The sequence below is a fragment of the Cryobacterium sp. M15 genome, from assembly GCF_002929675.1.
Taxonomy (GTDB): Bacteria; Actinomycetota; Actinomycetes; order Actinomycetales; family Microbacteriaceae; genus Cryobacterium; species Cryobacterium lyxosi.
On record NZ_PJJW01000037.1, the window covers coordinates 66,781 to 90,272 of the forward strand.

The 23,492-nt window shown below is 65.2% G+C and carries 23 protein-coding genes; 9 read left to right on the top strand and 14 right to left on the bottom strand.

Going from position 1 to position 23,492, the window contains the following annotated elements:
- Positions 1-48: 48 nt before the first annotated feature.
- Both CXY83_RS08860 and CXY83_RS08865 read right to left on the bottom strand, forming a co-directional pair.
- Positions 49-1,734, bottom strand: a complete 1,686-nt coding sequence (locus CXY83_RS08860; protein WP_104197152.1) for a ribonuclease J — start codon at positions 1,732-1,734, stop codon at positions 49-51.
- A gap of 278 nt (positions 1,735-2,012) precedes the next feature.
- Positions 2,013-2,231 (bottom strand): hypothetical protein, encoded by a 219-nt coding sequence (locus CXY83_RS08865; RefSeq protein WP_104197004.1) that lies wholly within the window; start codon positions 2,229-2,231, stop codon positions 2,013-2,015.
- A gap of 300 nt (positions 2,232-2,531) precedes the next feature.
- Between CXY83_RS08865 and CXY83_RS08870 the strand changes: the two genes are divergently transcribed.
- Entirely contained in the window at positions 2,532-3,035 is a 504-nt protein-coding gene (locus CXY83_RS08870; RefSeq protein WP_104197005.1) for a glutathione peroxidase, read from the top strand.
- A gap of 28 nt (positions 3,036-3,063) precedes the next feature.
- Here the strand turns inward: CXY83_RS08870 and CXY83_RS08875 are convergent, their stop codons facing one another.
- From CXY83_RS08875 to CXY83_RS08900, 7 genes are all read right to left on the bottom strand, one after another.
- Positions 3,064-3,393, bottom strand: coding sequence for an SIS domain-containing protein (locus CXY83_RS08875; RefSeq protein WP_233200726.1), 330 nt, complete (start codon positions 3,391-3,393; stop codon positions 3,064-3,066).
- Positions 3,390-3,548 carry a hypothetical protein gene (locus CXY83_RS18100; RefSeq protein WP_233200728.1) on the bottom strand — a complete coding sequence of 53 codons (159 nt, stop codon included), beginning with the start codon at positions 3,546-3,548 and terminating at the stop codon, positions 3,390-3,392. Before CXY83_RS18100 ends, CXY83_RS08875 begins: the two co-directional genes overlap by 4 nt.
- 89 nt (positions 3,549-3,637) lie before the next feature.
- Positions 3,638-4,561 (bottom strand): CoA ester lyase, encoded by a 924-nt coding sequence (locus CXY83_RS08880; protein ID WP_104197006.1) that lies wholly within the window; start codon positions 4,559-4,561, stop codon positions 3,638-3,640.
- The gene (locus tag CXY83_RS08885) at positions 4,558-5,055 is read right to left on the bottom strand and encodes a MaoC family dehydratase (RefSeq protein WP_104197007.1); all 498 of its coding nucleotides are present in this window, start codon (positions 5,053-5,055) and stop codon (positions 4,558-4,560) included. The genes CXY83_RS08880 and CXY83_RS08885 overlap by 4 nt, the downstream gene beginning before the upstream one ends.
- 20 nt (positions 5,056-5,075) lie before the next feature.
- Entirely contained in the window at positions 5,076-6,242 is a 1,167-nt protein-coding gene (locus CXY83_RS08890) for an acyl-CoA dehydrogenase family protein (RefSeq protein ID WP_104197008.1), read from the bottom strand.
- Complete coding sequence (locus CXY83_RS08895) at positions 6,239-8,284, bottom strand: biotin carboxylase N-terminal domain-containing protein (protein ID WP_104197009.1); 2,046 nt, start codon at positions 8,282-8,284, stop codon at positions 6,239-6,241. Before CXY83_RS08895 ends, CXY83_RS08890 begins: the two co-directional genes overlap by 4 nt.
- Before the next feature lie 14 nt (positions 8,285-8,298).
- The gene (locus CXY83_RS08900; RefSeq protein WP_104197010.1) at positions 8,299-9,906 is read right to left on the bottom strand and encodes a carboxyl transferase domain-containing protein; all 1,608 of its coding nucleotides are present in this window, start codon (positions 9,904-9,906) and stop codon (positions 8,299-8,301) included.
- 112 nt (positions 9,907-10,018) lie between these two features.
- On the opposite strand from CXY83_RS08900, the gene CXY83_RS08905 reads away from it, so the two are divergent.
- Positions 10,019-10,618, top strand: a complete 600-nt coding sequence (locus tag CXY83_RS08905; protein ID WP_104197011.1) for a TetR/AcrR family transcriptional regulator — start codon at positions 10,019-10,021, stop codon at positions 10,616-10,618.
- Between the two features lie 17 nt (positions 10,619-10,635).
- Here the strand turns inward: CXY83_RS08905 and CXY83_RS08910 are convergent, their stop codons facing one another.
- The 4 genes from CXY83_RS08910 to pdhA all read right to left on the bottom strand — a co-directional run bounded on the left by CXY83_RS08910 (position 10,636) and on the right by pdhA (position 15,153).
- Positions 10,636-11,298, bottom strand: a complete 663-nt coding sequence (locus tag CXY83_RS08910; RefSeq protein ID WP_104197012.1) for a VOC family protein — start codon at positions 11,296-11,298, stop codon at positions 10,636-10,638.
- Between the two features lie 209 nt (positions 11,299-11,507).
- Positions 11,508-12,986 (bottom strand): dihydrolipoamide acetyltransferase family protein, encoded by a 1,479-nt coding sequence (locus tag CXY83_RS08915; protein ID WP_104197013.1) that lies wholly within the window; start codon positions 12,984-12,986, stop codon positions 11,508-11,510.
- Positions 12,983-13,942, bottom strand: a complete 960-nt coding sequence (locus tag CXY83_RS08920; protein ID WP_233200753.1) for an alpha-ketoacid dehydrogenase subunit beta — start codon at positions 13,940-13,942, stop codon at positions 12,983-12,985. Before CXY83_RS08920 ends, CXY83_RS08915 begins: the two co-directional genes overlap by 4 nt.
- Positions 13,943-14,040: 98 nt before the next feature.
- A complete protein-coding gene (gene pdhA / locus CXY83_RS08925; RefSeq protein WP_104197014.1) occupies positions 14,041-15,153 on the bottom strand; it encodes a pyruvate dehydrogenase (acetyl-transferring) E1 component subunit alpha in 1,113 nt (370 codons plus the stop codon).
- A 131-nt stretch (positions 15,154-15,284) separates the two neighbouring features.
- Here pdhA and CXY83_RS08930 point away from each other — a divergent pair, with 131 nt between their 5' ends.
- The 7 genes from CXY83_RS08930 to CXY83_RS08960 all read left to right on the top strand — a co-directional run bounded on the left by CXY83_RS08930 (position 15,285) and on the right by CXY83_RS08960 (position 23,025).
- Positions 15,285-15,749: an Lrp/AsnC family transcriptional regulator gene (locus CXY83_RS08930; protein WP_104197015.1), complete on the top strand. Its 465-nt coding sequence runs from the start codon at positions 15,285-15,287 to the stop codon at positions 15,747-15,749.
- A 197-nt stretch (positions 15,750-15,946) separates the two neighbouring features.
- Positions 15,947-16,432, top strand: a complete 486-nt coding sequence (locus CXY83_RS08935; protein ID WP_104197016.1) for an NADH-quinone oxidoreductase subunit B family protein — start codon at positions 15,947-15,949, stop codon at positions 16,430-16,432.
- Complete coding sequence (locus CXY83_RS08940; RefSeq protein ID WP_104197017.1) at positions 16,429-18,441, top strand: proton-conducting transporter membrane subunit; 2,013 nt, start codon at positions 16,429-16,431, stop codon at positions 18,439-18,441. Before CXY83_RS08935 ends, CXY83_RS08940 begins: the two co-directional genes overlap by 4 nt.
- On the top strand, positions 18,438-19,379 hold the full coding sequence (locus CXY83_RS08945) for a respiratory chain complex I subunit 1 family protein (RefSeq protein ID WP_104197018.1): 942 nt from the start codon (positions 18,438-18,440) through the stop codon (positions 19,377-19,379). Before CXY83_RS08940 ends, CXY83_RS08945 begins: the two co-directional genes overlap by 4 nt.
- Positions 19,380-19,388: 9 nt before the next feature.
- Entirely contained in the window at positions 19,389-20,048 is a 660-nt protein-coding gene (locus CXY83_RS08950) for a hypothetical protein (RefSeq protein WP_104197019.1), read from the top strand.
- On the top strand, positions 20,048-21,496 hold the full coding sequence (locus CXY83_RS08955) for a proton-conducting transporter membrane subunit (protein ID WP_104197020.1): 1,449 nt from the start codon (positions 20,048-20,050) through the stop codon (positions 21,494-21,496). Before CXY83_RS08950 ends, CXY83_RS08955 begins: the two co-directional genes overlap by 1 nt.
- Positions 21,496-23,025, top strand: a complete 1,530-nt coding sequence (locus CXY83_RS08960) for an NADH-quinone oxidoreductase subunit C (protein WP_104197021.1) — start codon at positions 21,496-21,498, stop codon at positions 23,023-23,025. The genes CXY83_RS08955 and CXY83_RS08960 overlap by 1 nt, the downstream gene beginning before the upstream one ends.
- A 53-nt stretch (positions 23,026-23,078) precedes the next feature.
- Here CXY83_RS08960 and CXY83_RS08965 read toward each other — a convergent pair whose 3' ends face one another.
- Entirely contained in the window at positions 23,079-23,414 is a 336-nt protein-coding gene (locus tag CXY83_RS08965; protein ID WP_233193289.1) for a metalloregulator ArsR/SmtB family transcription factor, read from the bottom strand.
- Between the last annotated feature and the right edge of the window lie 78 nt (positions 23,415-23,492).

Here is a 23,492-nt window from a genome sequence, read left to right on the forward strand (position 1 = left end):
GCCGCATCCTCGTAGAGGATGCGGCCTTTCTCGTTCTGTCTCTGCCGGTTACGCGTCGACGACCACGGAGGTGATCACGGGGCTGCGACGGTACTTGCGGTTCATCCAGCGGCTCACCGACTGCGTGAACAGGTCCTCAAGCTCGGCGCCGTCGACGATCTTGATGCGGTTCGCGGCCTTCATGGCCTCATCGATGACCTTGGTCGCGCCCTTGACCCACTCGTCGTCGTGCACGAATCCGCGGGCCAGGAACTCCACGGGCTCCGAGAGCGTGCCGGTCTTGGCGTTGAGAATGCCGAGGATCGTGATGGTGCCGTCTTCGGCCAGCTTGCGACGGTCTTCCATCGCGGCAGTGGATGCCCCGCCCACGGTCATACCGTCGACGAAGATGTAGTCGGCGACGACCCGGCCGGTGACCTTGGCGTGGCCGTCGATGAGGTCCACCACGACGCCGTCTTCGACGACGATGACGTTTTCTTCGGGGACACCGGTCGCGATGGCGAGGTCGGCGTTGGCCGTGAGGTGACGCCATTCACCGTGGATCGGCATGACGTTGACGGGCTTGACGATGTTGTAGCAGTAGACGAGCTCGCCGGCACTCGCGTGGCCGGAGACGTGCACCTTGGCGTTGCCTTTGTGCACGACGTTGGCGCCCCAACGGATCAGGCCGTTGATGACGCGATAGATGGAGTTCTCATTGCCGGGGATCAGCGAGCTCGCCAGCAGCACGGTGTCGCCCTCGCCGATCTTGATGACGTGCTCACGGTTGGCCATACGCGAGAGCGCGGCCATCGGCTCGCCCTGCGAACCGGTGCAGATGAGAACGACCTTGTCGTCCTTCATGCGCTCGAGCGCCTTCATGTCCACGAGGAGGCCCTTGGGAATGTTGAGGTAGCCGAGCTCACTCGCGATTCCCATGTTGCGCACCATCGAACGGCCGACGAAGGCCACCTTGCGGTTGTGCTTGACGGCAGCATCGATGACCTGCTGGATGCGGTGCACGTGGCTCGCGAAACTCGACACGATGATGCGGCGCGGGGAAGTGCGGAACACGGTGTCGATCGCCGGTCCAATGTCCTTCTCGGCGGTGGTGAAGCCGGGAACCTCGGCATTGGTCGAGTCCGTCATGAACAGGTCGACGCCCTCTTCGGCCAGGCGTGCGAAGGCGCCGAGGTCGGTGAGGCGCTTGTCGAGCGGGAACTGGTCCATCTTGAAGTCACCGGTAGCAAGCACGAGGCCGGCTTCGGTACGGATCGCGATGGCCAGGCCGTCGGGGATGGAGTGGTTGACGGCGATGAATTCGAGGTCGAACTGGCCGACGGTGCGGCGCTCGCCCTCTTTCACTTCGATGAAGTTCTGGCTGAGGCGGTGTTCCTGCAGCTTGGCGGCGAGGAAGGCCAGGGTGAGCTTGGAGCCGATGACGGGAATGTCGCCGCGTTCCTTGAGCAGGTAGGGGACGGCGCCAATATGGTCTTCGTGGCCGTGCGTGAGCACGATGGCCTCGATGTCCTGGAGGCGGTCGCGGATGGCCGTGAAGTCGGGCAGGATCACGTTGATGCCGGGCTGGTTGTCTTCGGGGAAGAGAACGCCGCAGTCGATGATGAGCAGCTTTCCCTTGTGCTCGAAGACGGTCATGTTGCGGCCGATCTCGCCGAGGCCTCCGAGCGGGATGATACGCATGCCGCGAGCCGGTAGCGCCGGCGGAGTGCTCAAATCGAGGTAGTGGTTATTCATGAATCCCATTTCGTTGTCTGCGGTACTGCATGTCGAGGTGTGTGGGGACCGAGCTCGGGCATGCGGAAAGCCGGAATTGAGGGGCTCTTGCGCATACGCATACCTCGTGTCGTGCCCAGCGGGCGAGTAAAATACCGGCCAGGCACGTCTGTAGTCTACCGGCGCGTCGACGATCGGCATTTCGATGCCACCACTGCGGTTGTCGAATACGACAAAAGAGGGACTCCGCATTGCGGAGTCCCTCTTGTCGATTTCAGCGGCAACTGAACCGCAGCGCGTTACGCCGCTGTGGCCAGGTGCTTGCTGTCAGCCATCTGCGGCTGTACGGCGCGGACCGGTGAGGTGACCGTGGGGTGCGAGATGTACTCGCCGGCGTCACGGTGCTGCGCGGTTCCGCTGACGTACCCGCTCCCCAAGACCACTCGACTCATGGTCTGAGAAATGTACCCGTTGGGACGGATGGTGCTTTCGCTGGTGTGCGATACGTAAGAATTCATGATGCTCCTGGTGCGATCTCTTGATGACGGGTGCCGACTGGGATCCAGAGCAATGACTAATCACAGATATCCTTCGAATTTGTTCTGAAGGAACTGGTTCGAGTGAAGCTGGGGTGTTGGCCCGTTCGGCGGGAAGAATGCGCTACGCCGCGCGAGCTGAGAAGTCCGGGTCCGATAGTGGACCGCCATGGCTTCTCAGGTGTTCCTAGAATACGTGACGGTGTCCTTCTTTGGGGGAAACGCACGATCTACACAGGGACTGTGCAGGCAGCTATGATTCGGCCTCGCTATCATTTTTTAATGACTTCTTCTGCGTTGTACGACATACCCCTCACGCTCATCGATGGAACGCCCACCACCTTCGGCGCGTTCAGAGGTAAAACGGTTCTCGTCGTCAACGTCGCGTCAAAGTGCGGCTTCACCCCGCAGTACGCCGGTTTGGAAGCCCTATACCAGCGTTACGCGGACGATGGGCTGGTCGTGCTGGGATTACCGAGCAATCAGTTCATGGGCCAGGAACCCGGCACTGAAACAGACATCGCCCAGTTCTGCGGCATGACCTACGGGGTAACTTTTCCGATGACGGCCAAGGTCGATGTGCGGGGCAAGCAGCAGCATCCGCTCTATGCTGAGCTGACCAAATTCAAGCGGGGCCTGCTGCCCGGCCTGATCAAGTGGAACTTCGAGAAGTTTCTGGTGACACCCACCGGCAAGATCGTGGATCGCTTTGCGTCGGCGGTGGAGCCGGAGTCGACCGAAATCGTGCAGGCGATCGAAAAGGTTCTGGCTGAAAAAGCCGCCTAGCCCCGATTCCCTGGGCCTGGCAGTACAGCTATTCGTCGCTGAGGTTGTCACTCAGGATGCCGAGCACGGTTGATCGCGCTGACCGCGAGGCCTCCCCCAATCGCCCGGACACGATTTCAACGAGCGACTCGATCAAGATTGCTTGTGGAACCCGGGACGTGTATTCCAGTTCGTGACGGAAGGATCCGTGTGCCGGCGCGACTACGAGCGCGATGTCGGCCAGCGAAACCAACGGGGAACTCGCAAACGACGTCACCACGACCAGCACGGCATTCGCAGCGCGCGCCGACCGGGCAGCCTTGATGCTCGACTCATTGGCACCGCTGCCGCTGATGACGACGCAGGCATCTGCAGTCACAACTGGCGTGCTGAAATCTGCTGGCCGATCGGATCGGAGACGAATTCCGTGGGGCGTCCGATGGCGGTCAATCGCATCGCCAGGTCAGACGCCAAGGGCGCCGACAGCCCGTTGGCGAGCGCCAGCACCCGGTTTGCCGACGTGATGCGCTGCACGGACTCTTCGACCGCGCTTTCAATAAAAAGGATGGCCGCTGTTCTGGGTTTGAACCCGCCCTACTTTCTTCCTGGACGGTAGGCGCCGCTCAGCGGGCGGCCCGGCGCAGTACGGCCTCCGCGTGGCGCAGCACGGGGCCGTCGATCATGCGGCCCCCGTGCTGAAAAACACCGCGCGCACTCGCGGCGGCTTCGAGCAGCCCGAGGGCATAGTCCACCTCGGCGGCGGTCGGCTGATAGGCGGCCCGAATGACCTCCACTTGGCTGGGGTGGATGCAGGCCGTCGCGGTGAAGCCGCTCGCGACGGCATCCGCTGCCTCGTTTTCGAGGCCGGCCGTGTCGGTGATGTCGAGATGTACGGCGTCGATCGCGGCCTTGTCGTGGGCCCGAGCGGCCAGTAATACCTGGGAGCGTGCATAGCGGGCGACGTCGCGGTAGCTACCGTTGGCGAACCGGCTCGAGGTACCACCGAGCGAGGCGAGGAGATCTTCGGCACCCCACATGAGCGCGACGACGTTACGTGCTGCGGCAATCTCCGTCGCTGAGATGACGCCGGCGGCGGTTTCGCACAGGGCGATCACGCGGTACTCGGCCAGGCCTTCGACCTGGCCGGCGCTGACAGTTTTGGCGAGCATGACGTCGCGGTATTCTGTGCGCTCGAGCGCGGCCAGGTCGAGCGCAAAATCGGTCGTGTCGGCCGGATTGATGCGCACGATCGTGCGGGCAGGCTCGAGCGGATGCTCGATCAGCGCGCGCCGCGCAGCGGCCCGGTCCTCGGGCGCGACGGCGTCCTCCAGGTCGAGAATGACGGCGTCGGCACGCTCGGCCGCCTTCGCATAGCGCTCGGGCCGGTCGGCCGGGCAGAACAGCAGAGCCGGGCCCAGCGTGAACGGTGCCGGGGTGAAGGGGCTGAGCCCGGCAGGACTGTCATCGAAGGGATCGGGGCCGGCCGGGTCGAAGTCCGGATCGTACTCTTCCCCACCGAACAGGTCGCCGTCGAACGCGCCGCTCATTGCGCGGCGTCCTCGCACCAGACCAACACGGTGCGCACGGCCGTGCCCACTACAACGTTGTCCTGGTTGCGCCCAGTGTGTTCGAGCGTGACAATGCCCTGTCCCTGGCGGCTCGCGGAGAGGCGTTTGTCGGTGACGATGCTCTCCGAGTAAAGGGTGTCGCCGTGATGCAGCGGATGGGGAAACGTCACAGCCGAAAATCCCAGGTTCGCCACGATCGTACCCTGGGTCAATTGCGCCACCGAGCTCCCGACCATGGTCGAGAGGGTGAACATGGAATTGACCAGACGTTCGCCGAACGGCTGGGTGGCCGACCAGGCGGCATCGAGATGCAACGCCTGCGTGTTCATGGTCATCGTCGTGAACAGCACGTTGTCGGCCTCGGTCACGGTGCGGCCGGGGCGATGCTGATACAGCGCATCGAGGTCGAACTCCTCGAAGTAGAGACCGCGCTGGCGCACCGGGTGGCGCTCGGGCGTATCGGGGTCGGACATCTGCTTCTCCTTAATCTGGGTCAGCTGGCGAATCCCAGGGCCCGCGAGATGACCATGAGCTGCACCTCGGTCGTGCCCTCGCCCAACTCGAGCACCTTGGAATCACGATAGTGCCGCGCGACCGGATTCTCATTCAGAAAGCCGTATCCGCCAAAGATCTGCGTAGCATCGCGGGCGTTGTCCATAGCCGCCTCACTGCCGACCATCTTGGCGATCGAAGCCTCCATCTTGAAGGATTTGCCGTTGATCATTTTCAGCGCAGCGTCGTAGTAGGCGAGGCGCGCGGTGTGAACGCGCGCCTGCATCCGTGCAATCTTGAACGCGATGTGCTGATTGGAGCCGATCGAGCGGCCGAAAACATTACGGCTGTTCGCATAGCGGATCGACTCTTCGAGGCAGCCCTGCGCCGCGCCGGTGCACAGCGCGGCGAAGGCGACGCGGCCCTCGTCGAGGGTCTGCACGAAGTTGGCGAAGCCGCGGCCACGCTCGCCGAGCAGGTTGGCCTCCGGCACGCGCACGTTGTCGAACACAAGCGGGTGGGTGTCTGAAGTGTGCCAGCCGACCTTGTCGTAGGGCGGGAGCGCCGTGAAACCGGGGGTCGGTGTCGGCACCAGGATGGCGGTCAGTTCTTTCTTGGTGGAACCGTCGGCGCGAGTGGCTTCCCCCGTGACCGCGGTCACCGTCACCAAGCGGGTGATGTCCGACCCGGAGTTGGTGATGAACTGCTTCGTGCCGTTGATCACCCATTCGCCGCCTCTGAGCTCGGCGGTGGTCTTGGTTCCCGCGGCGTCTGAGCCGGCATCCGCTTCGGTGAGACCGAACGCGGCGAGCGCTGAGCCACTCGCGAGGCGCGGAACCCACTCGTGCTTCTGCGCCTCAGTGCCACTGCGGAACACCGGCATGATGCCCAGGCCCACTCCGGCCTCGAGGGTGACGGCGATGCTCTGGTCGACGCGGGCGAGCTGCTCCACGGCGAGGCAGAGCGCGAAGTAGTCATTGCCCTGGCCGCCGTACTCCACGGGGAACGGCAGTCCGAACAAGCCCATCTGCCCCATTTCGGCGATGATGCCGTAGGGCAGGCGGCGCAGGGTGTCGTACTCGTAGGCGGCCGGCGCGACAACGGTATCGGCGAAGTCTCGAACCGTGTCGCTCAGGGCTTGGTATTCGGGGGTGAGTTCGTAGGTCATTCTGCGTCTTCCTTGTCTGCGATGGTTTCGGGGGTGCTGATCGTCGCGACGATCTGGTCCAGTGTCACCAGGTCACCCGTCTTGAGGTTCACCGTGACCTGGCCGAACGTGGCGGCCACGAGTTTGTGCTCCATCTTCATCGCCTCGACCACGAGGATGGTTTGGCCCACCTGCACGGTGTCACCAGTGGCGGCGTGCACGGCTATGACGGTGCCGGGCATCGGCGAGCGCACGTCTGGACTTTCCTCCCCTGGCACGCGGTCGCGGCCCGCGAGATGTTCCGCGAGCTGCTCGGCCCGTGATCGGTGTCGCAGGTCAACCGAGAATCCGTCGGCACCGATCCACAGCCGCGCTCCGGACTGCTCGATGGCGAATACGCGGGTCTCGCCGTCGTAATCGATGCGAAATCTGCCCGGGCGACCTTCGATCAGCGTGAGTCCGGCTTCCACGGCCGGTCCGTCACCGATCGAAACGGATGCCGCCCCCGGCGCCCCGACAACCCGCACCTCCACGGCGTCGGTCGCGCTAACTCCCAGCGAGTACCGCACCGGACGCGGCGAGCCCACCCGCCACCCGCTCGGCCGCGTCCACACAGCGTTCGCGCCGGTCAGATCGGACACAGCCGACGCCCGCCCGTGCAGGAACAGCGCCGCGGCGGCGAGGACGTGCCCGTCGGCTGTGCGAAAGGTGAGATCGGGAAGCTTGCGTTCGATCAAACCGGTGTCGAGGCGGCCGGCGCGCACGTCGGCATCCGCTAGCAGCAGCCGAAGGTATTCAGTGTTGGTGTGCACGCCGAGCACGACGGTATCGGCAAGCGCCCGGTCGAGACGGTTCAACGCCTCAAGCCGGGTGGGAGCCCAGGCGATCACCTTGGCGAGCATCGGGTCGTAGTGCGAGGCGATCGACAGGCCCGGAGTCAGCGAGCTGTCAACGCGCACGCCCTCGCCCCTGGCCTCGTGCAGCTGCAGCACGGTGCCGGTGGTCGGCAAGAAGCCGCGCTCGGGGTTCTCCGCATAGACCCGCGCCTCGATCGCATGCCCCGTGAGGCATATATCGGACTGGGTGACCGTGAGTGGCTCTCCTGCTGCAATGCGCAACTGCCAGTCCACCAGGTCGAGGCCGGTGACCAGCTCGGTGACCGGGTGTTCAACCTGCAGGCGGGTGTTCATCTCCATGAAGAAGAATTCGTTGGGAGCTGCCGCCGACACCAAGAATTCCACGGTTCCCGCGCCGCTGTAGCCGACGCTGCGGGCAGCGGTACAGGCGGCCTCGCCGATGCGCGCTCGTATCGCCTCGTCGAGCAGGGGGGAGGGCGCCTCCTCGATGACTTTCTGGTGCCGGCGCTGCAGTGAGCATTCGCGCTCGCCCAGGTGAATGACGGCGCCGTGGTTGTCCGCGAGCACCTGCACCTCAATGTGCCGCGGGGTGGCAACGAGCCGTTCGAGCAGCAGGGTGTCGTCGCCAAAGGCGCTCTGCGCCACGCGCCGTGCGGTCTCGAGGGTGGAGGGCAGGTCTTCAGCCCGTTCCACCACGTGCATGCCCTTGCCGCCGCCACCGGCGGAGGGCTTGATCAGCATCGGATACCCCACGTCGACGGCCGCCGCGATGAGCTGCTCGTTGCTGAGGCCCGGCTGAGCCACCCCGGGAATGATCGGCACCCCGTAACCGGCCACGTGGTTCTTCGAGCGGATCTTGTCGCCCATCGTATTGAGCGCGTGCACGCTGGGCCCGATGAACACGATTCCGGCGTCGGCGCAGGCCTGTGCGAACACCTGGTTCTCGCTGAGAAATCCGTAGCCGGGGTGAATCGCCTGGGCCCTGGTTCGGGCAGCAGCGGCCAGAACGGCCACTATGTTCAGGTAGCTGTCAGCCGGCGCTGCGCCACCGAGGCGCACCGCGGTATCCGCTAGCGACACGTGCCGAGCGTCACGGTCTGCGTCGCTGTACACGGCGACAGAGCGGATGCCCCGCTCGCGCAGCGTGCGGATGATCCGGCAGGCGATTTCGCCGCGATTGGCGACCAGAACGGTGTCAAATGTCATGGAAATCGTCTCCCTCACATTCGGAACAGGCCGAAGGCGGACTCGCCAAGCGGCGCGGCGGCACACACAGCGAGGGCGAGGCCGAGCACCGTGCGGGTGTCGGCCGGGTCGATGACGCCGTCGTCCCACAGCCGGGCGGTCGAATAGTAGGGGCTGCCCTGCTGCTCGTACTTTTCGAGGATCGGGTCGGTGAAGGCGGTCTCGGCCTCGGCTGACCAGGTATCTCCGCCGCGCTCGATCTGCTCGCGCTTGACGGTGGCGAGCACGGAGGACGCCTGCGCGCCGCCCATCACCGAGATCCGGCTTCCCGGCCACATCCACAGGAAGCGGGGCGAGTAGGCGCGGCCGCACATGGAGTAGTTGCCGGCGCCGAAGGAGCCGCCGATCACCACCGTGAGTTTGGGCACGCGGGCGGTCGCGACGGCGGTGACCATTTTGGCACCGTGCTTGGCGATGCCGCCGGCCTCAGCCGCCTGGCCCACCATGAAACCGGAGATGTTCTGCAGAAAGACGAGCGGGATTCCGCGCTGGTCACAGAGTTCGATGAAGTGGGCGCCTTTCTGAGCAGATTCGGCGAACAGGATGCCGTTGTTGGCGACGATTCCCACCGGGTGGCCGTGGATGTGCGCGAACCCGGTCACGAGGGTGGTCGCGTATTCGCGCTTGAATTCGTGGAATTCACTGCCGTCGACGATGCGCGCGATCACTTCGTGCACGTCGTACTGGTCCAGCACATCGACGGGGACGGCTCCGTAGAGTTCGCTTTCGTCGGCGACCGGGTCGACAGTAGCGATCACACTCCACGCCGGAGCCTTGGCCCGAGGAAGGGTCGAGACGATGTCGCGCACGATCTGCAGGGCGTGCTCATCGTTTTCGGCGAGGTGGTCGGTGACGCCGGAGACGCGGGCGTGCAGGTCACCGCCGCCGAGCTCTTCGGCGGTGACGATTTCGCCGATCGCGGCCTTCACCAGGGGCGGTCCGCCGAGGAAGATGGTGCCCTGGCCCCGCACGATCACGGTCTCGTCGCTCATGGCGGGAACGTAGGCACCGCCGGCGGTGCACGATCCCATCACCGCTGCGATCTGTGGGATCTTGGCCGCGGACATCCGGGCCTGGTTGTAAAAGATGCGGCCGAAGTGGTCACGGTCGGGAAAAACCTCGTCCTGTAGGGGCAGGAAGGCGCCCCCGGAATCAACGAGGTACACGCAGGGCAGGCGGTTCTCGAAGGCGATCTCCTGGGCCCGCAAATGCTTTTTCACCGTCATCGGGTAATAGGTGCCGCCCTTGACGGTGGCGTCGTTGGAGATCACGAGCACATAGCGCCCGTGCACGAGGCCGATCCCGGCGATGACGCCGGCTCCCGGGCTGTCGTCATTGTAGAGACCGGTCGCGGCCAACGCCGCGATCTCGAGGAACGGACTGCCGTCGTCGAGTAATTGGTCGATGCGCTCGCGGGGCAGCAGCTTGCCGCGGGCGAGGTGGCGCTGCCGGGACTTCTCCGGCCCGCCGAGGGCGGCCGTGGCGAGGCGTTGCTTCAGGTCGGCGACGAGCTGTCGCTGGGCAGCGTCATTGCTGCGAAACGTCTCGGCAGAAGAGTTGAGCTGACTCGCGAGCGTCTCCATCGACATCTTCCCTGTGGCGATGCCGGGCGACCCGGTATCAAGTACAGTTAATGTTCACTAACTGAAGTTCAGGTTAGTCATGATTAACTGAAATGTCCAGTGGGAGGCTTGCATGAACGCACCGATCGAAACCACGTCGCGGAGCCGGGCCAAGGCTGACCGACGCTCGGCCCTGCTCAGCGCCGCAGCCACGCTCTTCGCCCAGTCCGGATTCAACGGGGTCTCGATCGAAGACCTCGGCGCGGCGGTCGGGGTGAGCGGGCCGGCCGTCTACCGACATTTCAGCGGAAAGCAGGCCGTACTGGCCGCGCTGCTCATCGATGTGAGCGAGGATCTCGTGGCCGGTGGTCGAACCGTTGTGACCGAGACAACGGATGCTGCTGCCGCCCTGGGTGACCTCGTGCGCTTTCACGTTGACTTCGCGTTGTCGAACCCCGAGGTGATCCGGGTGCAAGACCGCGACCTCGACAGCCTCGTGGAGGCGGACCGGCATCGGGTGCGGCTGCTGCAGCGCGAGTACGTGGAACTGTGGGTTGAGGTTTTGCACCGGGTGCACCCTGCGGTCGACGAGGCGCTGCTGCGCATTCGGGCCCACGCGACATTCGGGCTGCTCAACTCAACACCGCACAGCGCCCGCGTATCCTCACGGGCCGCCGAGCATGCCCTGCTCGCGGAGATGGCCCTCGCCGCCCTCGGCCTGCCGGGCGCGTAACAGACCAGACGAACCGGTCAGAACGCAGCGGTACAGACGCAGAGCTCGTTGCCCTCGACGTCGACGAGCACCCACCAGTCGGGGGCGTGCTCGTCGCTGAGTAGCGCGCCGCCCACTTCGAGCACGGCCGCGACTCGGTCTTCGGCGTCATCGCTCGGCACGTAGACGTCCACGTGAATGCGGTTGCGCTCGGTGCGGGCGATTTCCATGTGCTGGAACCACACCTTGGGGGCGAGGCCGCGCGGATCGACCAGTTCTACACCATCGTCACCGGTGACCTCGGTGTAGCCGAGGCCGACCCGCCAGAATGGACGCACGGCATCCGCGTCGGTGCAGTCGATCGCAATGTCGTAGCGCGTCGGGTGCGCCGGACGCGCCTCGGCCCCGAGAGCGTCGGCGATCTGCTGCACCCGGGCCGCGAGCTCGACATCGCGCGCGGTGACTCCCCCGGCATCGTGCGAGGTCAGCACAAGCGACACCGCCCCATAGCCGAGACGCACGTCGGGGTGGTGATTCAGCGCCTCGGCGGCCTCGCCGATGCGATTGACCAGTTCGAGGGCGGATGCGAAGTCCTTGGTGCTAAACGTGGCGTGCAGGCATCCGTCGAGATGCACGAAAGCGGTGCCCACGAGTTGTTTCTTCGTCACAAAGGGGGCGAGGAGTGCAGCTTCTGCGTTCATACCTCCACTCTGCTACGCCCCCGCACCCCGGTCAACCGCCCCTCTGGTGCACAACTCCTGCAATCTGCAGCGTCGAAACCTGGCTGCTCCGTCATTCCGCGGAACTTTTTTGTCGGTCGTACAGATTGCAGGAGTTATGCGCCAGCGAGGGGCTGAAGCGACTGGTGCTGGCCTGGTGGCGGGCCGTAATGGTGAGGAGAGTGGAAGGGTTAGACCATGGTCAGTACCCGGGCCGGGTCGGCGAGGATGGCGCCGATGTCGGCCAGAAAACGCGAACCCTGCTCGCCGTCGACCAGTCGGTGGTCGAACGACACGCTGAGGGTGAGCACCTGGCGCAGGGCGACCTGGCCGCGATGCTCCCACGGCCGCGAGCGGATGGCGCCTATCGCGAGGATCGCCGCCTCCCCCGGGTTGAGGATCGGGGTGCCGGCGTCGATACCGAACACTCCGATATTGGTGATGGTGATCGTGCCGCCGGCAAGCGCTGCCGGGGTGGTGGTGCCGGCCCGGGCTGACATCGTGAGCTCGGCGAGCGCCGCAGCGAGGCCGCGCAGGTCGAGCCGTTCAGCGTCGACGATGTTCGGCACGAGGAGTCCGCGCGGGGTTGCGGCAGCGACGCCGAGGTTCACGTGGTGGAACTGCACGATCTCGCCGGCAGGCTCATCCCACCGGGTGTTCACCGACGGCGTGCGGCCCACGGCCAGGCAGAGCGCCTTGGCCACCACGGCGAGAATACCGATGCCCGCATCGGCGAACTGCCGGTCGGCACGCAGCGAAGCCAGCAGTTCGACAGTCGGGGTGACGTCGATGGTGAGAAACTCGGTTACGTGTGGCGCGGTGAACGCGCTCTGCACCGTAGCGGCGGCCGTGAGTTTGCGCAGGCTTCTGATCGGCGAACGGGTCTCGCCCAGGTGGTCACCGCTCGTGGCCGGCCGGGCAGCCGCAGCACCGGGTGACACGGACCCGTGCAGGTCGGGGATCGGCGCTGACTCGGTGATACGGGCGCGAACGTCATCACGCGTGATCAGGCCGTCTTTTCCGGTGCCGGTGACCATAGTGAGGTCAATACCGAGGTCACGAGCCAGGGCGCGCACCGGCGGCGTCGAGCGCGGTCTTTCCTCAGCGGACGACGCGGCGGACGGTTCGACGGGTGCCGCGGTGGGTGCTGCGCTAGCTACTGCGGTCGCTGCTGCCGTGGGTGCCGCGGTGGGCGGTTCGGCGAGTGCTGCGGGTGCTGCGGGTACCGACGCACCGGCTCCCGTGCGGGCGCGACGCTGGGGGTGTCCGCCGCGCTCGATGGCGGGGCCGTAGCCGACCAGATTGGCCTCGCGTTGCTCGGCCGGAGATGCAGACGCAGCCGCAGCCGCAGACGGATCCGCAACCGCAGACGCAGACGGATCCGCAACCGCAGCATCCGTTGTTGGCGACGAATCTGTGGGCTCATCGGCGGCACCGATCTGGAAGGAGACGATCGGTTCGCCGACGTGTACGACTACCCCGGCCGGTTGGTGCAGCTCGCGCACGACTCCGGCGAACGGGCTGGGCAGTTCGACCACGGCTTTGGCCGTTTCAACGTCGGCGATGTGCTGGTTGAGCGCAACCTCATCGCCCGGCGCCACGAGCCAGGCAACGATCTCTGATTCGGTGAGACCTTCACCGAGGTCGGGCAGCTTGAAGACCTTGATCATCGTCGCCCCATGACCCGGTCGACACCGTCGAGAATGCGGTCGAGATCGGGCAGATGGTGGCTTTCCAGCTTGGCCGGCGGGTATGGCACGTCGAAGCCGGTGACCCGCACCGGCGCGGATTCCAAATAGCTGAAGCAGCGTTCGGTGATGGTCGCAATGATCTCGCCGCCGAGTCCGCCCGATCGGGCCGCCTCGTGCGTCACGACGAGCCGCCCGGTTTTACGAACGGATGCCTCCACCACCGCATAATCCACGGGTGACAGTGAGCGCAGGTCGATGACCTCGATCGACACGCCCTCGTCGGCGGCGGCGAGCGCCGCGTCCCGTGCGGTCGCCACGAGCGCCCCGTAGGTGAGGAGTGTGACATCCGTTCCGGGGCGCACGATGACGGCCCGCTCCATCGGAAGCCCGAGCTCTGGCACGACCTCGCCCTTCACGTGGTAGCGACGCTTGGGCTCGAAGTAGAGCACCGGGTCGTCGCTCGCGATGGCCTGCCGAATAAGACTGTAGGCATCCTGAGCGTTGGAAACGGCAATCACTCGCAGGCCAGAGGTGTGGGTGAAGTACGCCTCCGGCGATTCGGAGTGGTGTTCGGCCGCTCCGATTCCGCCGCCGAACGGCACCCGGATTGTGATCGGCATGCGCACGGCGCCCTGGGTGCGGTAGTGGAATTTGGCCACCTGGCTGACGATCTGGTCGAAGCCGGGAAAGATGAAGCCGTCGAACTGAATCTCACAGACGGGCCGGTAGCCGCGATAGGCCAGGCCAACGGCGGTGCCGATGATCGCGGATTCGGCGAGTGGGGTGTCGATGACCCGGCGAGCCCCGAACTGGGCGAGCAGGTCGCTGGTCACCCGAAAGACTCCGCCGAGGGCTCCGATATCCTCGCCGAGCAGCACTACCTTGGGGTCATCGAGCATGGCTTGGCGCAGGCCCTCGTTGATGGCCTTGCCCATGGTGAGGGTCTTGGTCTCGCTGAGCGGGGTGGGTTGCGGCGCATTGAGGCCGGGAACCGTTGACACGATTGCCGGGGTCATCAGGGTGGTCATGGTCGTCAGGCCTTTCGGTTCTGTTCGGCACTATCGTGTTCCGTTGCAAAGCTTCTGAGGTAGCCGGCGTAGTCGGTGCGCTGGCGCTCGAGGGTGGCATTGGAGGTGGCGTAGACGTGATCGAACACGCTCAGCGGTTCGGGGTCGGGCATGCCGATGCAGCCCGCACGAAGTTCGGCGGCTGCGGCATCGGCCAGCGCCGCAGTGGCCGCCTCAACCTCGGGCGTGATTTGACCGAGGCTGTTCAGCAGCCGGTGCAGACGCAGAATGGGGTCGCGCGTCTTCCACTCGGCCAATTCCGCCGGGTCTCGGTAGCGGGTGGGGTCATCCGCTGTGGTGTGTGGTCCCATGCGGTAGGTGACCGCTTCGATGAAGGTGGGGCCGCCGCCGGTGCGGGCCCGGTCGAGGGCCATGCGGGTTGCTGCCATGACTGCGATCACGTCGTTTCCATCGATACGCAGGCTGGGGATGCCGAAACCCGGCGCACGATCGGCGATATTGCGGTGCGCCTGCACCCCGACCGGCTCGGAAATAGCCCACTGGTTGTTCTGGCAGAAGAAGACCACCGGGGCCTGGAAGCTCGCCGCGAAGACCATGGCCTCGTTCACGTCGCCCTGGCTCGTGGCACCATCGCCGAAGTAGGTGATGGCGACGGAATCGACGTCGTCGCGCTGGGCACCGAGCGCCCAGCCGGTGGCGTGTAAGGTCTGCGCGCCGATAATGATGGCTGGTGTAGCCATGTTGACCGCGTACGGGTCCCAGCCGGACTGGGCGTTGCCGCGCCAGACCTTGACGATGTCGGTGAGGTTCACGCCACGGCAGTAGGCGACAGCGTTCTCTCGGTAGCTGGGAAAGATGAAGTCGTCGCTGCGCAGGGCGCGGGCCGAGCCCACCTGGGCGGCTTCCTGGCCGAGCAGCGGAGGCCACAGGCCGAGTTCGCCCTGGCGTTGAAGGGCGGTTGCCTCGGTGTCGATGCGGCGCACCACGACCATGTCCCGGTACAGCGCCAGAAGGGCCGTTCCATCGAGGTCTGCGACCCACGGGTCGAAGTCACCGCGGGGTTTTCGCTCGCCGTCAATCGCGAGAAGCTGCACGAGCTGGGGTGAGGAATCAATCATGGGGCGCTCCGAGCGTCATTGCTAAAGTTGACGTGAGCCTATGTCGACCCGACAGAGAGCACAACCACTGTCAAAAATAGTGTGCAGAGTGCCCTATTCAGGCTCGCCAGACCGTGTTAATGTTTTGCACTATGTACAGCCTTGACAAGACCGACACCAAGCTCCTCCAAGCACTCTCCGCCGACCCGCGCAGTACCTTCGTTGCGCTCGCCGACACGCTCGGGCTCTCCCGCAATACCGTGCAGGCACGCATGAAGCGCTTGGAAGACTCTGGCGCCTTTCTCGGCTTCGATCGCCGCATCAATCCTGCCGCCCTCGGCTACCCGCTGACCGCGTTCATCGAGGTGCACGTGCAGCAGAAACGGCTTGCGCAGATCGTGACCGACCTTGCGCTGATCCCTGAAATCGTGCAGGCTCACGGCATGAGCGGACCGGCCGACCTCCTCGTGCGGGTGGTCTGCACGGATGCCGCCGACCTATTTCGTATCGACGGAACGATCCTCGCCTGCGACGGCGTGGAGCGCACGGAGACATCGCTCGCGATGGGGGAGGTTATCTCGTATCGCCTGACACCGTTACTCGACCGCCGGGGGTAGCCAGTGCTCACCCGCCGCAATCTATTTGCTAAATTCTCCATATAGTTATATAAAGAAGTAATGAAGTCAACTGCGTTGGTAGTCTTGCACACAACCAGACGCACCGTAGAATCCGTCGCCTGCCCTTCACCCTTCGACTTCGCGTTCCCCAGAGAAGGCACCAGTTTCGTGAACATGCATGCACATCGGAGACTCGGATGAGTTTCCTGCGATTGGCCACTCTCATTCGGCACGGCGCACGCATTGCCGAACCGGCACCGCCTACCCCGCCGCTGTTTGCCGGGGCTGAAGCCTTTGGTGGCAGCGTGCAGGTGCGTTTCATCAATGCCGGTGGCTGCAACGATTGTGCGCTCGAGGTGGCCGCCGCGTTCGGCCCCGTCTACGACGTGGAACGCTACGGCGTGCGCCTGGTTCCCTCACCGCGGCACGCCGACGTGCTGCTCATCGTCGGCAGCGTGACTCGAAATATGGCCCAGCCCCTGCTGCGCACCATCGAGGCCACCCCCACGCCCCGGTTCGTGATCGCAGTCGGTGACTGTGCCCTGCACGGCGGCGCCTTCCGCGACGGATACGGCATCATCGGGCCCGTTTCCGATTTCGTGCATGTGGATATCGAGGTGCCGGGTAGCCCGCCGGAGCCGACCGATATTGTGCGAGCCTTGCGACGAATGACCGGCCGATGAGCGGCATCGGTGCAGGATTGCTCCTGCAACTCGGCTTGGGCGCGCTGGCCGTGCTGACCGCCCTGACGGCAGCACCGTCTCTGCGGTCGCGGGCGGTCGGCGTGCTCTGCACCCTCATCGCGGTGACCGGCTTCCTGACCGGCCTCGGGGCCATGCTCGGCGCCACCGGCGGCCTGCGCATTACGATTGCCCTGCCCATAGACCCGCTGTTACTAGCCCCCGATCGTCTCGGCGGCCTGTTCATGCTCATCGTCTCGGGTGTGGGCATCCTCGTATCGCTCTACGCGATGAGTTCCACCCATGGACCCGACGCGAGCCGCACAGCGTGGGTCGCCATGCCGATGTTCCTCGTGGGCATGCAGCTGGTGCCCGCCGCGACGGATTCGGTCTCGTTTCTGCTGGCCTTGGAGATCATGACCCTCGGCTCCACAGTGCTATTGCTGGCCGACCATGCCAGCCGGGCAACGGTCGCTTCGGCCGGTATCTGGTATTCGGCGATGTCGCAGCTGAGCTTCTTCTTCATCCTCGCCGGCTTCGCCGTGCTCGCCGCCGCGTCGGGCGGAACGAGCTTCACCAATCTGCAGGCGATCGAACCCGTGCCCGCGAACGTAGCCTTCGTGCTGCTTCTGCTCGGCTTCGGCGGCAAGGCCGAACTGGTGCCGCTGCACGTGTGGGTACCCCGGGTGCTCCCCGAAGCGCCCAGTCACGTTTCGGCCGCGATGAGCGGTGCCATGGTCAAGATCGGCGTTTACGGCGGTCTGCTGGTCTCTGTGAGACTCCTGCCCGATGGCCCCGCCTGGTGGGGCATCGCGATCATGGTGGTCGGCGGCGCATCCGCTCTTTACGGCATTTTGCAGGCCTCCGTGTCAAGCGATCTCAAAGTACTGCTGGCCTACTCGACAACGGAAAACATGGGTCTGGTCTTTCTCGCACTCGGCGCGAGCATGCTGCTGCGCGGTTACGACGCGCAAGCGGCAGCGGATGCCGCGCTTGTGGCCGCCCTGCTCCTCGCCGTCAGCCACGCCGCGTTCAAATCGACGTTGTTCCTCGGCGCCGGCGCCATCATCCATGCCACCGGCGAACGCAACCTCGACCGGCTCGGCGGGCTTGGCGCCCGCATGCCCGTCACTGCCGCCGCGTTCGGCATCGCCAGCCTCGGCGCTGCCGCGATCCCAATCACGAGCGGCTTCGTCGCCGAGTGGATGCTGCTGCAGTCGCTCATTCACGGCGGTCGCCTTGACGGAGCGGTCGTCTCGGTCGCGGCATCCGTTGCCATGCCCCTCGCTGTCGCTGTGATTGCCCTCACCGCCGGCCTCGCCCTGCTCACCTTCGTCAAGGCCTACGGCATCGCCTTCCTCGCCCGACCGCGCAGCGCTGAAGCAGCGGATGCCCGCGAGGTGCCGCCGCTCATGCAACTCTCCCTCGTCCTTGGCGCCCTCTTCGTGCTTGCCCTGGGGCTTCTCCCCGGCCCGATTGCCGCGCTCGTAGCGCACACCGTCAGTGCGAACCCGAGCGCCGCCGTGCAGTCCGTCGGTCTCGGCGGCGTCTCGCTGCCGGGCATCGGGGCGGTGCTCGACCCGATCATGCTCGTCGTGCTCTCGGTCCTGGTGGCCATTCCGGTGATCATCTCGATCATCGTGTCGGCCCGTCGGTATCCACATCGCACGGTCGAGCTGCCCTGGGGCGGCGGCGGCTCCCGGGCGAGGCCGCGCATGCAGTACACCGCGACCTCCTACGCCGAGCCGCTCGTGCGAGTCTTCGACGACGTGCTCAAACCGTCGCGCGACGTGCAGGTCACGCACGTGGCCGAGTCTCGATATTTGGTGGAACGGGTACGGGTGGAACAACGAGTATCGGATGTCTTTGAAACCCGGCTGTATCGACCGGTACTCAACCTGTTTCAGCGCTACGGAATCGTCGTGCGCCACATCGCCAACGGCAGCATCCACCGCTACCTGTCCTATTCTTTCGTTGCTCTTCTGATCGTGCTGATCGTGGTCTCGCTATGAACGCCATCATCATCGCCTTCGTGCAGGTCGTCCTGTTCATCTTCCTCGCCCCGGTACTGATCGGGGTGATCCGCCAGGTGCGGGCCACGATCGAAGGCCGAGCCGGCGCCGGAATCTGGCAGCCGTGGCGCGACGTGCGCAAGCTGCTGGCAAAGAACCCGGTACGAGCCACCGACAGCAGCTGGATGCTGAGGGCAGGCCCGGTCGCCCTGGTCGTGTCCAGCCTGCTGCTCTGCGTACTGCTGCCGCTGGTGGGCACCATTCCCTTCGCTCTGGTTCCCAGCGATCTGTTCGTCATCGTTTCCGTCATGCTGATCGGCGTCGTGGCCCTCGCGCTCGTCGGCCTGGACGGTGGAACAGCCTTCGGCGGCATGGGCTCCAGCCGGCATATGACAGTCGCGGCGCTCGTTGAGCCAACTTTGCTGCTCTCCATCTACGCATTTTCGATCCCGGCCGGAACCAGTACCCTGTCGGTCATCGTTGAAACCCGGCTGCTCTCCCCCGAGGTGATCATCTCGCCGGTCAGCGTGCTGGCCCTCGTCGCCCTGTCGATCGCCATCATGGCCGAGACCGCCCGACTTCCCATTGACAATCCGGGCACCCACCTCGAGGTGACCATGCTGCACGAGGCGATGATCCTGGAAGCGAGCGGGCGCGACCTGGCCTGGCTCGAAGTCGGCTCCTGGCTGAAGCTGGCCGCCCTGCTCGGCCTGGTCAGCAACCTGGCCGTGCCGTGGGGCGTCCTGACCGATTTCAGCGCTCTCGGCTTGGCTGTCGGTGTCGTGAGCATCACCGTGAAGGTACTCGTACTCGGTGTAGTGCTGAGTGTCGGCGAGATCTTCCTGGCCAAGGTGCGTCTGTTCCAGGTGCCGGAGCTGCTCGCCGGCTCGTTCGCCCTCGCTTTCCTCGCCGTCACCGCCTCCTACCTGGTCGCCTGAGGAGCATCCGTGTTTGAGAACATCTACCCCCAACTGATCGGCCTGTGCGCCGGGGCACTGCTGCTGACGAGCGCGCTCATGGTCTGGCGACACTCCTTGCTCGCATCGATTCGACTACTCGCCCTGCAAGGCATCGCTCTCGCCGCTCTCGTGGCGGTCATCGGGATCGCCGAGGGCGAGCCTGAGCTGGTGCTCGTGTCGCTCCTCATCCTCTCGGTCAAGGGCATCGGCCTTCCCTGGGTGCTCGCCTACCAATCCAAGGCATCAATAAAGCAAATTCAGGAATCGCCCCGGCTCAACCCGACCGCTGCCCTCTTGACGGTCACCCTGTTGACCATCCTCAGCTATGTCGTCGTCAGTCGTGTCTTCGGTCTCGGCAGCAGCAGCACCGGTCATGCCGCCCCGATCGGCCTCGCCATGGTGCTCATCGGATTTCTGCTGCTGATCAGCCGGCGACGTGCCCGATCGCAGCTCATCGGTTTTCTGCTGCTCGACAACGGCATCGCCACGATTACGTTTCTCACCAGCGGCGGGGTGCCGATTCTGCTCGAATTCGCGTTCTCGCTCGATGTTTTGCTGGTGGTGCTTATTTTGCATGTATTCGCGGGCCGCATGCGCACCAAGTTCGGCGGCACGGCCGTCGATCAGCTCAGGGAGTTGCACGATTGATGTCCTTAATACTGTGGATTCCCCTGGTCGGCCCGCTCGCCCTTGCCGGGCTCAGCCTGCTGCCGGGCACCTCCGCGCTCCGCCGTTTCGTCGGCGTCGCCGCGTCGAGCGCTGTCCTGATCGCCGGCCTGGTGCTGGTTAGCGCCGTGCTGAACGGTGCCGTGCCCGAAACCGGCGGCGGCATGCTGCGCGCCGACGCTCTCTCGGCCTACATGATCAGCGTCGTCGGAGCCGTTGGCCTCATTGCAACCTGGGGCGGGCTCAGCAGCGCCGCATCGAGCCGCACGAAAGTTGCTGCCAGCTACGAGGCCCTCATCGCCCTGTTCCTGGCGGCTATGTCCCTCGCCGTTCTCGCCGACAGCATCGGCCTGATGTGGGCCGCCGTCGAGGCGACCACCATCGCCACCGCCTTCCTCGTGGGTCACCACCGAACCGGTCGCTCCCTCGAGGCGGCCTGGAAGTACGTCATCCTCGGTTCGGTCGGCGTGGCCATCGCGCTGTTGGGCATCGGCTTCATCTACGCCGCGTCCGTCGGCACCGACACCCCCACGCTGTCCTGGCTGCTGCTCAGCCAGTCAAACCTCGGCCTCGACCCGGCGCTCATCACCGCCGGCGGCGCTCTCGCGGTGCTGGGTTTCGCGACCAAGGCCGGCCTCGCTCCGATGCACAGTTGGCTGCCGGATGCCCACAGCCAGGCGCCGGCGCCGGTCTCCGGCCTCATGTCCGGCGTGCTGCTCTCGGTCGCTCTCTACGCCATCCTGCGCATCCAGTCCATCACCAATCTCGTGATCGGCCCGGAGTTTCTGCGCATCATGCTCAGCATCGGCGGCCTGCTCTCTCTCCTCGTAGCCGCGTCGCTGCTCATCCGTCAACGCGATTATAAGCGGATGCTCGCCTATTCCAGCATCGAACACATGGGCCTCATGGCCATCGGGGTCGCTATCGGTCCAGCCGCGCTCCCCTCGGTGCTGTTGTACGTTCTGGGCCACGGCCTGATCAAGGCGACTCTGTTCGTGATCTCCGGGCGCATCCTCAAAGTCGAGGGCACCCCGGTGATCGCAGACGTGCGCGCCCTGTTGGTGCGACGGCCCGGCCTCGCCGTGCCGTGGCTTATCGCCATGGCAGCCATCGTCGGTTTTCCGCCGTTCAGCATCTTCTTCTCCGAGGTCGGCATCATCATGGCTGGCTGGTCGGTAGGCCTCGGCGGCGTCATCGGAGCGGCCCTGGTGCTGCTACTCGTGATCTTCGCCGCGTTTACCCGTTTGACCGTTCAGATGACTCTTGGCCCTCCCGCGGAGGGCGTTGGATTCACCCCCGACTACTCGGCCCACGGTCCACGCCTGCCGATCATTTTGGCCCTGGCGACGACGGCGACGGTCGCGTTCGTCGCCGAACCGGTCGGCACTCTTCTGCTGCAGGCCACAGCCGTTCTGGGAGGTAGCAACTGATGCGTGATGAGCGAACGCCGCAAGACCTGGCCGCCGATAACCTGGCTGCTGGTGGAACTGAACTGCGATACCTGAGCCGTTCCCAACTGCCGAGCGCTGCCAGCGCGCTGCTGGATGCTGGTAGCCGGCTGGCCCTCGTCGCCTGCCACGAGGACGACGACGACTTTCGCATCGTGTATTCCTTCGTCGGAATCACGCCGTCGCTGCGCGCAGACCTCTCGGTCAGTGTGCCGAAAAACGACGCCTGGATTCCCAGCCTCGCCGAAATATCCCTCTCAGCAGGCAACTTCGAACGCGAAATACGCGACCTGTACGGTATCGTTCCCCGCAACCACCCGCAGCCACACCGTCTGGTGCGCCATGGCCACTGGCCGCGCGGCTGGTACCCGATGCTGCGCGCCAATGCCGTCGTGCCGGAGTTCGAGCCCGACGTTGAGTCGTTTCCATTCGTGCCGGTGGAAGGCCCCGGCGTCTACGAAATCGCGGTCGGCCCGATCCACGCCGGCATCATCGAGCCCGGTCACTTTCGGTTCTCCGTCGTGGGTGAGACCATCGTGCGCATGGAAGCCCGCCAGTGGTACCTGCATCGCGGTGTCGAGAAAGTGTTCGAGGGCAAGACCGCGGCCGAGGGCGTGCTTTTGGCCGAACAGATCAGCGGTGACACTGCCATCGGCCACTCCCTCGCTTTTGTCATGGCCGTCGAGCAGGCAGGCGGTATCGAGGTCTCCGAGCCGGACCGGCTCCTGCGTGCCCTGCTACTGGAGCTCGAACGCCTCTACAACCATGTGACCGACCTCGGCTCGCTCGCCAACGACGTGGGCTTCGGCATCATCGACGCGCACGCGCAGGGCCTGCGTGAGCAACTGATGCGCATCAACAAGTCGGTCACGGGGCATCGCCTGCTGCGCGGTGCTCTCAGCGTCGGCGGTACGCGCGTGACCGCTCTCCCCGCTGCCGCCGAGCTCGCCCGAGTGAGCGCGGCCGTGGCCGAACTGGTCGGCATCACTCTTGGCCATGCCATCGTGCGTGGTCGCTTCACCGGAACAGCCCGGTTGTCCCGGGCACAGGCCCTCACGATTGGAACGCTCGGCTACGTCGCTCGCGCGTCGGGCATCGCTTCGGATGCGCGCTTGGAGCATCCGTTCGTCAACCTCGGCGAAGTCTTTCACGTCGTCACCGAAGAAGGCGGCGACGTACTGGCCCGGTACACCGTGCGCGCGCGCGAACTCGAGGTCTCGACCGCCGTCGTGCTCGACCTGCTGCTGCGTCTGCGGGGTCACACCGGTACCGCGTTCAGCGTGAACCCCACCTCGACCGGCACGGGCCTGGCCCTCGTCGAAGCCTGGCGGGGTACGACGACGCACCGAGTCGAACTCGCCGCCGACGGCACACTCAGCCGGGTGAAGATCGTCGACCCGTCGTTTCTGAACTGGCCCGCCGTGCCGCAGGCCCTGTCGGAGACGATCGTTCCCGATTTTCCGCTCGCGAACAAGAGTTTCAACCTCTCTTACGCCGGAAACGACCTGTAGACACGCTGACGGCACCCGACCAGCCGTGGTCGAGCACTATTCTGTTTCGAGGACTATTCCGTTTCGAGGTGGCGGAGCAGGGCGTGCGAGTCCGCCAGGTTGGCCAGCACCATGCGCTTGGCCGCGGCCAGCAACTCAATCGCACTCGCATCTTTCAGGGCATAGAAGATGGAGTTTCCCTCGCGGCGTGTTGCGACCACGCCGGCACGACGCAGCACGCCAAGCTGCTGCGACAGGTTGGATAGCTCGCAACCGAGCGTCTCGGCTAGGCTACCCACCGAGCGTTCACCGGCAACGAGCTGTTCCAGAACCTGCACGCGCAACGGATGTCCCAACGACTTGAACAAGTCGGACTTTAATTGGGCGACGGTTAGACCAGAACTCAGCACGATCTGAGTATATCGCTACCTTATGATTCTTTCAACTAGATGCCCGGCGGGTCCTGCGACGCATCAACAAAGCGGAGA